Annotated in this window: 6 protein-coding genes, 2 tRNA genes and 2 rRNA genes (1 of these 10 only partly in view); 7 read left to right on the top strand and 3 right to left on the bottom strand. The window is 37.5% G+C overall.

The genetic code is table 11. From position 1 onward, the window contains the following. Positions 1 to 29: 29 nt before the first annotated feature. The 3 genes from ACPF9A_RS05420 to ACPF9A_RS05410 form a co-directional block, all read right to left on the bottom strand. Positions 30 to 722, bottom strand: a complete 693-nt coding sequence (locus ACPF9A_RS05420; RefSeq protein WP_424002361.1) for a hypothetical protein — start codon at positions 720 to 722, stop codon at positions 30 to 32. 117 nt (positions 723 to 839) lie between these two features. Continuing rightward, on the bottom strand, positions 840 to 3,299 hold the full coding sequence (locus ACPF9A_RS05415) for a ribonuclease HII (protein WP_424002359.1): 2,460 nt from the start codon (positions 3,297 to 3,299) through the stop codon (positions 840 to 842). Positions 3,300 to 3,341: 42 nt separating this feature from the next. Then, on the bottom strand, positions 3,342 to 3,923 hold the full coding sequence (locus tag ACPF9A_RS05410; protein WP_424002357.1) for a ribonuclease HII: 582 nt from the start codon (positions 3,921 to 3,923) through the stop codon (positions 3,342 to 3,344). A 208-nt stretch (positions 3,924 to 4,131) separates the two neighbouring features. Between ACPF9A_RS05410 and ACPF9A_RS05405 the strand changes: the two genes are divergently transcribed. From ACPF9A_RS05405 to ACPF9A_RS05375, 7 genes are all read left to right on the top strand, one after another. Beyond that, complete coding sequence (locus tag ACPF9A_RS05405) at positions 4,132 to 6,945, top strand: TonB-dependent receptor domain-containing protein (protein ID WP_424002355.1); 2,814 nt, start codon at positions 4,132 to 4,134, stop codon at positions 6,943 to 6,945. Positions 6,946 to 6,960: 15 nt separating this feature from the next. Next, a complete protein-coding gene (locus tag ACPF9A_RS05400) occupies positions 6,961 to 8,379 on the top strand; it encodes a hypothetical protein (RefSeq protein WP_424002353.1) in 1,419 nt (472 codons plus the stop codon). 114 nt (positions 8,380 to 8,493) lie between these two features. Then, entirely contained in the window at positions 8,494 to 10,485 is a 1,992-nt protein-coding gene (locus ACPF9A_RS05395) for a putative porin (protein WP_424002351.1), read from the top strand. Positions 10,486 to 11,074: 589 nt separating this feature from the next. Then, positions 11,075 to 12,599 (top strand): 16S ribosomal RNA (locus ACPF9A_RS05390). 180 nt (positions 12,600 to 12,779) lie between these two features. After that, positions 12,780 to 12,853, top strand: a tRNA-Ile gene (locus ACPF9A_RS05385). A 145-nt stretch (positions 12,854 to 12,998) separates the two neighbouring features. Beyond that, positions 12,999 to 13,072 (top strand) — tRNA-Ala (locus tag ACPF9A_RS05380). Between the two features lie 213 nt (positions 13,073 to 13,285). Beyond that, positions 13,286 to 14,542: ribosomal RNA gene (locus tag ACPF9A_RS05375) — 23S ribosomal RNA — on the top strand; it runs 1,575 nt beyond the window's last position. Together the 16S and 23S rRNA genes with 2 tRNA genes alongside form the textbook arrangement of a ribosomal RNA operon.

The raw sequence follows: 14,542 nt of genomic DNA, 5'->3' as shown, positions 1-14,542 counted from the left end.
CGGTTTTAAGTTGGTGCTTGGTTAAGTTATTATTTGCTGTGTGCCGTAAGCAGTGTGCTACTCATTACGTCTCCGTTTTTCTTATAAGTTTCTTGCTTTACCATGCCAACCCCTTCTGCGAGCCATACTCTAGACGGGTACACTTGGTTAGCCATCATCATTTTAGAACGATTTTCGCTATATAAAACAAAGCAATCGTATGTGCCAGCGGTAGTAGTAACGCTTTCTTTTTTCTCTACCTTTCTGTTGGTCATATCAACGGTCATATTCATATTAATGCCGCTCATGCTAATTTTCATAGCTACATTAGCATCGTTCAAATTTTGACCTACGGTGAGTTCATTGGGTATTTCAATGTCATTGCCAGAGATTTCAATATCCATATCGCCATATTGCTCCATCATTTCGGTCGGTAATAGCGATTCGTAATCAAGAGTAACCATATTACCGCTACAGGTTAATTTATAACTGGTGCTATAGGCATCTTTACCTTTTGCATCTTTCATGTTAATAGCCATGGTGGCATGTGTGGCATCGCCTGTATTATTTGCTTCAACCACCTTAAATGCACTTACGCCTTCGACTTTACCTTTTTTGTTGTAATTAGTATACTCCATTGAAACACCTTCGTTCATAGGGTAGAACTTGCTACAGTTGTCTTGAGCGGTAATGGATATGGTTCCGATTAAAAATAATAATACTGAAAATAGATTAGAGTTCATCTTTATATAGTTAAGGTTCTGATTAATAACTATTTGAATGTATGAAAAACATTACAGTATTTTGAACGATATGTATAATCGGTAATTAAATGCTTGTGAATTCAACTATCAACTGTATTATCGTATTTTAAAAACCCTAATACTGTTTTCTTGATCTTTAAATACGAATTCTGGTTGTTTATTGGCGTTTATATCAGCCATGTCAATTATTGAGCTACCAAAAATCGGAAAATTTGGAATTGATTCAGCTTGACTATCAAAGAGGTATATTTTCTGATTTTGTATATCTGTTACCGAAACATAAATTTTATCGTTCAGGTAAAAAACCGTTGGTTTAGAGTAAACACCTAATTCTAATTGAATTTTTTTATCTCGTATAGTAAGTACGTTATCATTCATAATTGCCAAAGTTTTAGAAGTGGCATCTAGGCCGTGGTCTTTGGCAAGGTTGAGATTGCTAGATGAAATTTTACCCTGCGTATCTATTTGATATAATATACCTTCGACGGAGGTAAATGTAAATTTGTTTTGATATAGCTTAATGTCATTATCAGAAAAAGAGAATTTATCTTTTACGTTTACCCTGGTTTTGCCTACCCTGTTGGTAATTTTTAATTGACCGTTTTCTAATTTAAAAACGATATAATCTTTTTTTCCGATTCTAAAATGTTGAGGAGCTGCTACTATAGGTGCTTCGGAAGTATCATAAGTAAAACCTTTAACAATATCTCCTTTACCATCATACATTAGTATGTTCTTATCTTGAGTGACAATAAAGCGATAATTTTTACGTCCTTCATAATCAAATACTGCTAACGGATTTAAGTTTCCGCCAGAAAACTTCTTTGTAAACGGTTCAACCTCTTTCCCGGTTCTGTCTAAAATTAAGAACTCGTTGTTCGTAGTAAATGCCAACTGTAATTTCCCGTTTTTGAACAAATCAACCTGCTGAACTTTACCTTGTATAGTTCCATTAAGTTGTTTTTTCCAAAGAATTTTTCCACTATTAGAAATCAAATAAAGTATATTTTCTTGATCTTGAACTATAATCTCCTTCCTTCCATTACTGTGGTTAGTAACAAACTGAGGTAGGGTAGTCAGATCAGTATCGAACTTTACTTCAAAAACCGCGGAGACAGAATTTGAATCTTCTTCGGCAGTTATTTTCTTTATTATGAAATTCGTGTGAAAGAATCCTGCATCTGCGATTATTTGAGTCCCGAAAACATAGTCGTTCAAATTGCTTTTACGAAATGTCTCGGCTAAAGTTTTAGAAACTGATTTAGCTAATAAGGATGAGAAGCCTTTTGAATTGGAAATTGAAAGCACATTTGATGATGAGGTAAGCTTACTTTCGGCATTTTTAAATAAGTTCGTTTTATCAAAAGTATCTCCAGTTTTTATTTTAGAAATAACAGATTCTAAAGAGCTTTTAGACGTAGAAAAGAGAAAGGTATTTTCAATGATGCTCGCATATTCAAAAGGATGCTCTCCAATTAATGGGGTTAAGGGTTCAAATATTTTGAGATTAGGTTTTAATCCCCAAATTTCATTACTGCTATATTCTTCAGTAGATATTTTCTCTTCGTTAATATAATCAAGTAGTGTTTCGGTACCGTATGTTCTTAAAAATAAAACATGTTCGTTATCATACGGTGCGAGTCCAATCTCTTCAACCGTATTTAGCAAAGAATCTAAAGTAGTTGCCGGTTGGTTGATGGCAATTTTATTAGCGGTAAACAATTTAAAATCATCTAAGCCATAAGAGGTCAAATATTCAGCATCACTTGGGGCTAAAAGAGATGTCTTGTTCTGTATAGGTTTAGTGTTATTAAAAAGATTTAAAAATTGGTTTTTAGTGCTGTTAGCTTCAGCAATTCCGTTGAGTGAAATTTCGGTATTGTTTAAAGTTAGGTCTAAAGATATCGTACTAGCGAAATTAGAAATATTTTGGTCTGCTCCTAAAAGATGGTCAAGTAGTGGTTTATTATTTTCATCATGAATATTTAGCCAAATATTCATGACCTTATCTTTATTGGCAACGTTGTAGAATTGTTGAAGCGATTCATCAATAACTGAAGTTTCAGTAGCTGTTATAATATTTTGCAGTAAAGTTTGTGACGAACTTATTATCCAATAGTTGTCAAGATTTGTACTATAGAATATGGAATTCTCAATCTCGTATTTTATAATTTTTAGGTTATCATAATTAAGCGTCTCAATACTTTTGTTTTGCAGGCTATCTCCGTCTCGTATTTTAAGGCTATCACTTGTAATGTAGGTATATTCAATTAACGTACTATCTGAAGAAAAGGCAAGTAGCCCTTTTTTTTTATCAGCAATATATTTTAATGAGGTTATACTTTTCTTAATTTGTATGAATGGCTCTTGACCTTCTAGAGCATCGAAAATTTCGTTAGATGACAATTCATCTATCAAAGTTTCAAAATCATTGATTTTAAAAACTAAACTTGAATTGGTAGGGACTAGCTCTAAAATTGAACTCTCAGATTTTGTTTTAGTTGAGCATCTGAAACATAGAAGTAAAAGTGCTGCAAATAGTAAAATGTTCCTCATGCGTAAAGTTTGTACAAAGTTATACTATTTGTATAATTAGAGTCAGTTGTCTGGTAAAAGCTTAAAACTCATTCTATGATATTTGGTGGGGCCATATTTTCTTATGGCAGCTCTATGTTCTTTGGTAGGGTAACCCTTGTTTTTCTTCCAATTATACATTGGGTATTCTTCATGTAGTTGAAGCATATAAGCATCACGTGCTGTTTTCGCTAATACAGAAGCTGCGGCAATACTTAGATATTTCGAGTCACCTTTAACTATACATGAATAAGGTATGTCTTTTAACGGTTTAAATCTGTTACCGTCCACAATTATAAATTCGGGTATTTGAGATAGCGAATCTATGGCGTTATGCATTGCCAGAATTGAAGCATTTAAAATGTTGATTTCATCTATTACATTAGGTTGAATGTGGGCAATGCCAAAGCATACGCTCTCATCTTTTAAAAGTGGTTCTAGAAGTTCTCTTTTACGCTCAGATAAAAGCTTTGAATCTGTTAAAATGGAGTTTTCGAAAGATTCAGGTAAAATAATCGCTGCAGCGGTAACAGGACCTGCTAAGCAACCTCTTCCAGCCTCATCGGTGCCTGTTTCATTAATATTTTGGTAATATTTAAGAAGCATTATGATTTTTTTAACTTAAAGTTTTGAGTTTTGAATATTGGTTTAATGTTAAATAATTGTTTTTTTTTCAACAAATTTGACTTTTTGAAAAGAAAAAAATAATAATAAGTGTTTTTTTAACATATATCCTTTTTGAGTTAAGATAGCTTTTGGAATACTAAGCAAATTTTTAGACTTTTGGCGCAAGCTAATTCAAAAAACAAATTTTATGAAACAGAAGTTGACGTGGATGTTGACACCGTTATTGGTGCTCTTCATGACATTTTCCTATGCACAGGAAAAAACAGTGACCGGTGTTGTAACCGATCAAAGCGGTTTACCGTTACCGGGAGTGTCCGTTGTAGTTGTTGGAACAACTAGTGGTACTCAAACAGATTTTGATGGTAATTATTCCATTAATGTAGCCCAAGGAAAAAATTTAAGATTTTCTTACATTGGGCAAAAAACAGTTAATATGACTGTTGGTGAGGCTAATACCTTAGATGTACAATTAAAAGAAGACGCTGAAGCGTTGGAAGAGGTTATTGTAACTGGACAAGGTTCAGGTATTGCTCGTAGAAAACTATCAACAACTGTTGATGTTTTGGATGCAGAAGATATCGAAAAATTACCTTCAAATCAAATTGACCAATTATTACAGTCCACTACGCCAAGTGCGCAGATTAGATTAAGTTCTGGTCAGCCAGGTACAGCAGCTATTATTAGAACACGTGGTCCTATCTCTGCGGCATCTTCAGCAACTCCGGTTGTAATTATCGATGGTGTTCGTGTAGATAACTTGAACAGTAATCCGCAATTAGGTATTGCAACGGGTGGTGCGAATGTTTCTGCATTAGCAGATATACCTGTTGAATCTATTGAAAGAATAGAATACATTAAAGGTGGTGCGGCAACAACCTTATATGGTGCAGATGCTGCAAATGGTATCATTCAGATTATTACTAAAAAGGGTAAAGATGGTAAAAGTTCAGCCTTTTTTGAAAGTAACGTAGGTGCTATTAAGGCTACGAAAGATTTTTTAAGATATGATAGAACTGGTGATGTTATTTTTCAACCAGGTTGGTCGCAACAATATAGAGTTGGTCTAAGTGGCGGTTCAGAGAAATTTACTTATAATTTCGGAGGAAGTCTTTATAAAGATGACAGTTATAATGATATCAATGAGCAAATAAGAAGAACATTTACTTTTGGTCTCACGGCTAAAGTAACAGATAAACTAAGATACCAAGGTTCACTTTCTTTTGTGAATTTTGAATCTAATTTAGATTATAATGCGAACACTAGCTTTTCTAGATTCTCTAATTTAGAAGGATCGGCACGTGGTGCAACAGATGAATTTACAGATGCGGAATTTGCTGAAGAAACAGCAAGGTACCAGAGAATTGGTAAGTTAGTTGATATAACTAGTACAACTAATCGTTTTACAGCATCTAATAAATTCATTTATGACATTAACGAAAATTTCCAAGTTAATGCCACATTAGGTATTGATAATAGAAATACTGTACAAGAAGAATTACAAAGTAATGCACTTTTGGTTGAATTAGGGTCAGTCGCTCCTGGTACTACAGATCAAGGTAGTCTTACTAGAGTTTTAAGGTCGGCGTTTACTGTTACTACAGATGTCAACCTAACTCATAAGGCATATACTGATAATTTTTCTTTCGTAAGTATCTTAGGGGGTCAGTTCTTTAGGTCTACAGATAGACAAAATAGATTAAATGGTTCTGGTGGTGTTGACGGTACAAGATCGTTGAACAACTTTTCTGAACAAACATTTTCAGATTTTGTATTAGAAAACGCTAACTACGGTCTTTATTTCTTAGAGAATGTTGGTATTTATGACGTAGCCTTCTTAGAATTTGGTGGAAGATTAGATAAAAACACGATATCTGGAGCTAACACATCTCCTTTATTACTTCCTAAGATCGGTCTTACGTATAACTTAAGTGATCATGATTTTTATATCAATTCAGGTATTAGTGATGTGGTTTCAACGATTAAGTTAAGAGCGAATTATGGTGAGGCAACGAATTTTGCACAACCTTTCGATCAAGATAGAACATTTAATCAGAATCCATTTTTAGGTAACCCATCTTTTACATTTGATAATCAAGGGAACGAAGATTTAGTATCTGAGCGTGTTGCTACTACGGAATTTGGTTTAGAATTGGGATTCTTCACTAATCGTTTATACCTAAGTGGAACAAGATATGTAGGTATTACTACAGATGCTTTGTTTACTCCACAAGATGCACCGTCAACTGGTCAGAATAACCAAATCCAAAATATTGGTGAGGTAGAGAATAAAGGATATGAATTTGCTTTAAATGCTACTATTCTTCAAACGGAAAAGCATAATTTAAGTGTAAATCTTTCCTATAACAATGTAAATAACATTGTAACAAGTTCTGGTGGAGCTCCAGCTTTCGTAGTTGGTGGGTTTAATGTTTTAGGTTCAGTTGTGGAAGAAGGACAGAGTTTAGGTTACTTAAGAGGTACAGCTGCTGTATTACAGGATGATGGTACATACGAGTTTGAAGCTAACACGGCATTAGGTGATACTTTTGCTCCTAACTTTGGTTCAATGGGGTTAAATTATACTTACAGAGATTTTAACTTCTTTGCAACGGCAGATTATCAATTTGGCGGTAAAATTACAGATTTAAGTTTCTTATTAAGACATTTAAGAGGTACTGATGATACTGGAATTCCTGAGGAATTAATTGGTACTACTTCTCCTTTTAACTATGTGAACTTCTTCGTTTTTGATAATGATTTCTTAAAGGTTAGAAATATTGGTGCATCATATAATTTTGGAGATATAGCAAAGCCTTTATTTAGCAATATTCGTTTAGGTGTTACGGTGACTAATCCTTTTAACTGGACAGCAGGTAATTTTGATCCAGAAACAACTGGCTCTGGTATTGCTGTGCAAAATGGTTTTGCAAGTGGTGGTTTCGCATACGGAACTGAATCTGCACCAAGAACTTACATTGCGTCTTTAAGATTTGAATTTTAATAAAAAATTGTAAACATGAAAAAATTAATAATATTTTCTTTAGCCATAGTTACTTTTGGTTGTACAGGAGATTTTGGAGACGTAACTGACTATAAAACAGTTGAAAATCCAAATTTATCTGAGGCATCGGTTGTAGGTCAGCCGAACTCCGCTGGAATCTGGCTTACTGGATTGGAAAGACAATTAGCTTTTGTTTTTAATGAAACATTGGTTCTTTCTGAATTAGGTTCAGATAATTACGTGAATACTCAGACATTTTTCAACCAATTTATGGATGGATTAGAGATTCAAATTACTGACCCAGATATGAGAGATACACAAAGAGCTATTCAGCGATTACGTGAGCTTGCTAAATTTGGTATTGATCAAGTTGGTCCTGGTGATCCTAATTACACATCTGAAATTGAGGCTGAATTCAATTTCTTTGAAGGATTAGCCTATTTATATTCGGCTATGTATTTTTCAGCATTACCAGCAGAACCTATTGGGGTTCCTGTAGTAGCTGAGCAGCATTATTTAAACGCGATTGCATCTTTTAGTACTGCAATTAATATCAATGCAAAGCCTGAGTATTACTTGGCTGTAGCAAGAGCAAATTATTATTTGGGTAATAAAACGGAAGCTGTTAGCGCAGCAAATTCCGCTTTAGGATTAAGTTCTGATTTTGATCGTTTCGCATTGTTCGATGAGGCTAATGGTCCATCAAGTACATTTGAAGATGCATTGTACGAAAGAGGTACTTTTGATGATTTACAACCGCTACCTAGCTTAGATTTCTTAGATCCGAAGTATTCGTTTTTAAGTCCTGATCAAGATGCACCTGTGCATTATTTAAAGGCTGAAGAGGCTCATTTAATTATAGCTGAAGCTGCTTTAGCTGACAATGATGCTGCAACTGCAAAGGCTAGTTTAAATTCGTTGTTAGATGTTATTGCTACACGTGAAGTGAGAGATATAGATGATTCAATTGAGCAACGTTCTCAAGTTGACGAGGGTTCTAGACCAGATAAGGCTGATATTTTAGTTAATGGGGTGGCAGGTTTAGTATTAGACCGCCAATCTGGTAATGTTAGTATTCCTTCTGTTTCAGGTACTTCATTAACTTCAGAAGCAATCGATGCAATGATGGATAATGATGCTGGTTTATCTTTACTATACAAAACAAGACAAGAAGTTTTTATTGCTGAAGGTCTGCGTATGGTTGATATGGGTGTAAAGTTGGTTATTGATGAAAATGAAATATTACTTAACAGTAATATTAATGAAGGTGATTTTGGTACTACACCGGTAATACCTTCTTTCATCTCAGCAGTTGTTGCTGATTTAGATGCAATTACTTACGATGCTGCTGGCGGTGTAGTGACTACTGCTATAAATTTAAATGACGTTTTAGTTGCAAACAAAAGTTCTGATCAAGTTATTCCTTTTGAATAATATGTTTTAATTTTATTAAAAGCTCCTATTTAATTATAGGAGCTTTTTTTTGTGCTAAACTTTCACATTTACTTAGCAACAAAAAAATTAACTTTGCAAGGGTAACGATGCTTCATGAAATATATAATTCTAGTTTTATTGTGTTTAACATCTTCGATAGTTTTAGGTCAAGATGTAATTGAAAAGTCTGAAAAAAAGAGAGATTCAATTCCTCTGGATAAAAAGACCAAGCCAATAAACCCGAAAAGCAAACTGCAAAATGATTCTATTACTTTGACAATAGAGGATTATAAGATTATTTCTTTTGCAAGAGACACCACCTATTTAGATACTACACTGACTATTCAAAAAGAGTATAGGTACAATTATCTACGAGAAGATGATTTTGAATTAATGTCATTTTCCAATATCGGTCAGGCATATAATGAATTGGGTGTAAATTTTGAAAGGGTAACTAGTTATCCAAATTTAGGTGCTATTGCTAAAGACCGTAAGTATTTAGAAAAAGAGCAGATCAACTACTATAATGTTGCTACACCAATGACCGAGCTGTTCTTTAAAACAACTTTAGAAGAAGGGCAGTTACTAGATGCTAACCTGGCATTTAATACATCTAGAAGATTAAATTTTTCTATTGGTTATATTGGTTTTCGCTCATTTGGTAAATATAATGATAGCCAAATAGAGTCTGGTAATTTTGTAACTACGACTAATTACTTATCAAAGAATGGAAGATACGCCCTAAGGGCCCATATAGCAGCCCAAAATATTTCGTCTGAAGAAAATGGAGGTTTAGTAGATAAAGAGGCGCAATTTGAATCAGGTGATGAAGATTTTATTAATAGGCCAAGAGTAGATGTGTATTTGGATGATGCAGACAATAAAATTTTAGGTAAAAGGTATTATTTAGATCATACCTACAAATTGGTTAGAAAACAATTAGATTCTACCCGATTTGAAAAAACTTCATTATCAATTGGTCATAGTTTTGATTATGAGACAAAATATTTTCAATTTTTACAGACAGCCAGCGATACCTTATTTGGTGATGCTATTTTGAGTACTATAAATGATAAGGCAGTTTTGAAAACGTTCTATAATGAAGTTAATGCTGAATTTTATAATAGAACCCTGGGTAGATTAACAGGAGGTATAAATATCTATAATTATGATTACTATTTCAATAGTCAATTTATAGAGGCAGATGGTACCGCAATACCTAACAGGTTAAATGGAACTGAAATCGGAATCGGGGGTAAGTATGAAAAGCGGATAGGAGAATTTGATTTCAGCGCTGATTTGAAATATAACCTTTCGGGTGAACTAGCAGGTAATCTTTTTAATGCATCGGCTTCATATAGTATTAATGAGAATAATAAATTGAAACTCTCCTTACATACATCTGCAAGGATGCCCAATTTCAACTACCTATTATACCAAAGTGAATACCTTAATTATAATTGGAATAATAGTAATGTGTTCGAGAAAGAACGAACAAGCAGTCTAAAAGGGGAGCTATTATCTAAGACCTGGGGTAATGTAATGGTGAAGTATAGTAATCTTGACAACTATACGTACTTTTCTCCTGTATCAGATGAACAAATTACTGATGGACTAGATAATGCCTTTATCAAACCCTTACAAGAAGGTAATACTGTTTCTCATTTAAAGGTTAAATACGAAAAAGAGTTTAAGGTAGGCATGTTTGCTTTGAACAATACGGTAATGTATCAAAATGTTACACAAGACACTCAAGTATTGAATGTGCCTCAATTGGTAACCCGTAATACATTGTATTTTTCATCAGATGTATTTAAGAAAGCGATGTACTTGCAAACAGGTATTACGTTTAAATATTTCTCCAGTTATAATATGAATGGTTATAATCCTGTCCTTGGTGAGTTCTACCTGCAGAATAAAGAAGAGTTGGGCGGGTATCCTTTACTAGATTTCTTTATTAATGCCAGAATTAAACAAACAAGAATTTACCTGAAAGCAGAGCACTTTAATGCCTCTTTTTCTGGGTATGATTATTATGCCGCACCTAATTATCCGTATCGTGATTTTGTAATACGATTTGGTTTAGTGTGGAATTTCTTTTCTTGATGTAAAGAATGATTCGTTTAATATGTTGATAGTTAATAATCTACGGATAGCGTATTGTTTAAGTAACTGTAAAACAGCGAGTTAATTTTATTCGTATTGTCGTTATTTCTAACTTACGGTAAATCATGCAGTTAGTGGATGTTTAAAAAACTTTGTTTTTTTATTTTAAAAAAGCATTGTGATATTAAGAATAGTGTGTACATTTGCACCCCGCAAACGGTGAAGATAATATCTGAACCGGGCGTTGGAAAAAGGTTCATATAAATGTTGATTATGTCTGGGAAAAAAAGAAAATAATTTTTTTTCGATAAAAGTTGCCAGGTTAAAAAACAGTTGTATATTTGCAGCCGCTTAGGGAAACACCTAAGGGAAACGAGGCGAGGAAATCGAGAGATTTGGAGCTGAGTGGATAGAAGTTCATTGAAATATTGTGGAGATAAGAATCGAGTTCAGGTGAGGACCTGGATGAGAGGAACAAGAATTAAGGAAACATACAATTTAGTATATCGCAAGGTATATATAAGGAATTGAATCGAGAGTCGGGGCCGGGAGAGATTTGGACTTCGTTGGGACGAATATTTACAAAACAACGATGAAGAGTTTGATCCTGGCTCAGGATGAACGCTAGCGGCAGGCCTAACACATGCAAGTCGAGGGGTAACGGGGAGCTTGCTCCGCCGACGACCGGCGCACGGGTGCGCACCGCGTATGGAACCTACCTTGTACAGGGGAATAGCCTTTGGAAACGAAGATTAATGCCCCGTGGCACCACGCCCCGGCATCGGGATGTGGTTAAAGCCTTCGGGCGGTACAAGATGGCCATGCGTCCCATTAGCTTGTTGGTAAGGTAACGGCTTACCAAGGCTACGATGGGTAGGGGCCCTGAGAGGGGGATCCCCCACACTGGTACTGAGACACGGACCAGACTCCTACGGGAGGCAGCAGTGAGGAATATTGGACAATGGAGGAGACTCTGATCCAGCCATGCCGCGTGCAGGAAGAATGCCCTATGGGTAGTAAACTGCTTTTATACAGGAAGAAAAAGAGCTACGTGTAGCTTACTGACGGTACTGTAAGAATAAGGACCGGCTAACTCCGTGCCAGCAGCCGCGGTAATACGGAGGGTCCGAGCGTTATCCGGAATTATTGGGTTTAAAGGGTCCGTAGGCGGGCCGATAAGTCAGGGGTGAAAGTTTGCAGCTCAACTGTAAAATTGCCTTTGATACTGTTGGTCTTGAGTTATAGTGAAGTTGCCGGAATATGTAGTGTAGCGGTGAAATGCATAGATATTACATAGAACACCGATTGCGAAGGCAGGTGACTAACTATATACTGACGCTGATGGACGAAAGCGTGGGGAGCGAACAGGATTAGATACCCTGGTAGTCCACGCCGTAAACGATGGATACTAGCTGTCCGGGACCTTGAGTTCTGGGCGGCCAAGCGAAAGTGATAAGTATCCCACCTGGGGAGTACGTTCGCAAGAATGAAACTCAAAGGAATTGACGGGGGCCCGCACAAGCGGTGGAGCATGTGGTTTAATTCGATGATACGCGAGGAACCTTACCAGGGCTTAAATGCATATTGACAGGTCTAGAGATAGATTTTCCTTCGGGCAATTTGCAAGGTGCTGCATGGTTGTCGTCAGCTCGTGCCGTGAGGTGTCAGGTTAAGTCCTATAACGAGCGCAACCCCTACCGTTAGTTGCCAGCATGTCATGATGGGGACTCTAACGGGACTGCCGGTGCAAACCGTGAGGAAGGTGGGGATGACGTCAAATCATCACGGCCCTTACGTCCTGGGCCACACACGTGCTACAATGGCAGGTACAGAGAGCAGCCATGTCGCAAGGCAGAGCGAATCTATAAAACCTGTCACAGTTCGGATCGGGGTCTGCAACTCGACCCCGTGAAGCTGGAATCGCTAGTAATCGGATATCAGCCATGATCCGGTGAATACGTTCCCGGGCCTTGTACACACCGCCCGTCAAGCCATGGAAGCCGGGAGTGCCTGAAGTCCGTCACCGTAAGGAGCGGCCTAGGGCAAGATCGGTAACTAGGGCTAAGTCGTAACAAGGTAGCCGTACCGGAAGGTGCGGCTGGAACACCTCCTTTCTAGAGATTGTCCTTTAAGGACAGTCCCTGACGAAGTAAAGAATGGAACTACGGTCCCGGTCTTTTGATTTAATAATAGTTTCTTTAACAATGTTCCAATATAATGATCTCCATAATTATGATATATAAGTAATTGCTTTTTTCGCGAGGTATTTATTGCCGAGAGGAAGGAGTAGGGACAGTCCCATAGCTCAGCTGGTTAGAGCGCTACACTGATAATGTAGAGGTCGGCAGTTCGAGTCTGCCTGGGACTACTGAAAAGTACGAGGTACAAGGTAAAAGAGGTACGTAGTACGAACGTTCATAAAGATTGAAATATTGAAGGAAATTTTAGAAGTTGAGGAGTTAAAGGGGTTGTTACTCATAACTCTTAACTAATAACTCATAACTAAAATAAATGGGGGATTAGCTCAGCTGGCTAGAGCGCCTGCCTTGCACGCAGGAGGTCATCGGTTCGACTCCGATATTCTCCACTAGGCGATGCCCAGGGATAATTAAATTTATTCTCGAAGTATCGTAGATGAGATAGATAGGTATTTAATTGCCTGTCGTGGCTCACGACAAAGTTCATTGACATATTGGAACAGGAGGTAAGACATTTTAATGTTTTACCGACTAAAAAAGAAAGAAACACGAATCTTTATTAAGTAAAGAGTACGAATAAGATAGAATAGATTAAAGATCTGGCGACAAGCTGGAAAAGGGCGTATGGGGAATGCCTAGGCTCTCAGAGGCGAAGAAGGACGTGATAAGCTGCGAAAAGCTACGGGGATCGGCACACACGATATGATCCGTAGATATCCGAATGGGGCAACCCGGCATATTGAAGATATGTCATGGCGAAAGCCAAGCAAACCCGGGGAACTGAAACATCTAAGTACCCGGAGGAGGAGAAAACAAAAGTGATTCCGATAGTAGCGGCGAGCGAAATCGGATTAGTCCAAACCGTACATGTTCCGGCATGTGCGGGGTTGTAGGACCACGATATTCGACATGTAATGAACTAGAACGCTTTGGAAATAGCGACCATAGAGGGTGATAGTCCCGTATAGGCAAAGAGCATTTAGATAGTGGTATCCTGAGTAGTGCGGGGCACGTGAAACCCTGTATGAATCCGGCGGGACCATCCGCCAAGACTAAATACTCCTGAGAGACCGATAGTGAACCAGTACCGTGAGGGAAAGGTGAAAAGAACCGTGAATAACGGAGTGAAATAGATCCTGAAACCATACGCTTACAAGCGGTCGGAGCCCATATGGGTGACGGCGTGCCTTTTGCATAATGAGCCTACGAGTTACTTTTACTAGCAAGGTTAAGGACTTCAGGTCCGGAGCCGTAGCGAAAGCGAGTCTGAATAGGGCGCCATAGTTAGTAGTAGTAGACGCGAAACCGTGCGATCTACCCATGGGCAGGTTGAAGCTGTGGTAACACATAGTGGAGGACCGAACCCGTTGACGTTGAAAAGTCTTGGGATGACCTGTGGGTAGGGGTGAAAGGCCAATCAAGCTCGGAAATAGCTCGTACTCCCCGAAATGCATTTAGGTGCAGCGTGTAGATAGTTTTATAGAGGTAGAGCTACTGATTGGATGCGGGGGCTTCACCGCCTACCAATTCCTGACAAACTCCGAATGCTATAAAATGTTTCTGCGCAGTGAGGGCATGGGTGCTAAGGTCCATGTCCGAGAGGGAAAGAACCCAGATCACCGGCTAAGGTCCCAAAGTATATACTAAGTTGATATAACGCGGTGGAACTGCATTGACAGCCAGGATGTTGGCTTGGAAGCAGCCATTCATTTAAAGAGTGCGTAACAGCTCACTGGTCGAGCGGTTCCGCATGGATAATAATCGGGCATAAGTATATCACCGAAGCTGTGACTTCATATTAATATGAGGGGTAGGGGAGCATTGTAACTGCGTCGAAGGTGTACCTGCGAGGGATGCTG

The sequence above is a fragment of the Maribacter sp. IgM3_T14_3 genome (genome assembly GCF_049603095.1).
Lineage (GTDB): Bacteria > Bacteroidota > Bacteroidia > Flavobacteriales > Flavobacteriaceae > Maribacter.
The sequence above is the reverse complement of the archived record's forward strand: the minus strand, read 5'-3'. Positions and strand labels throughout refer to the sequence as shown.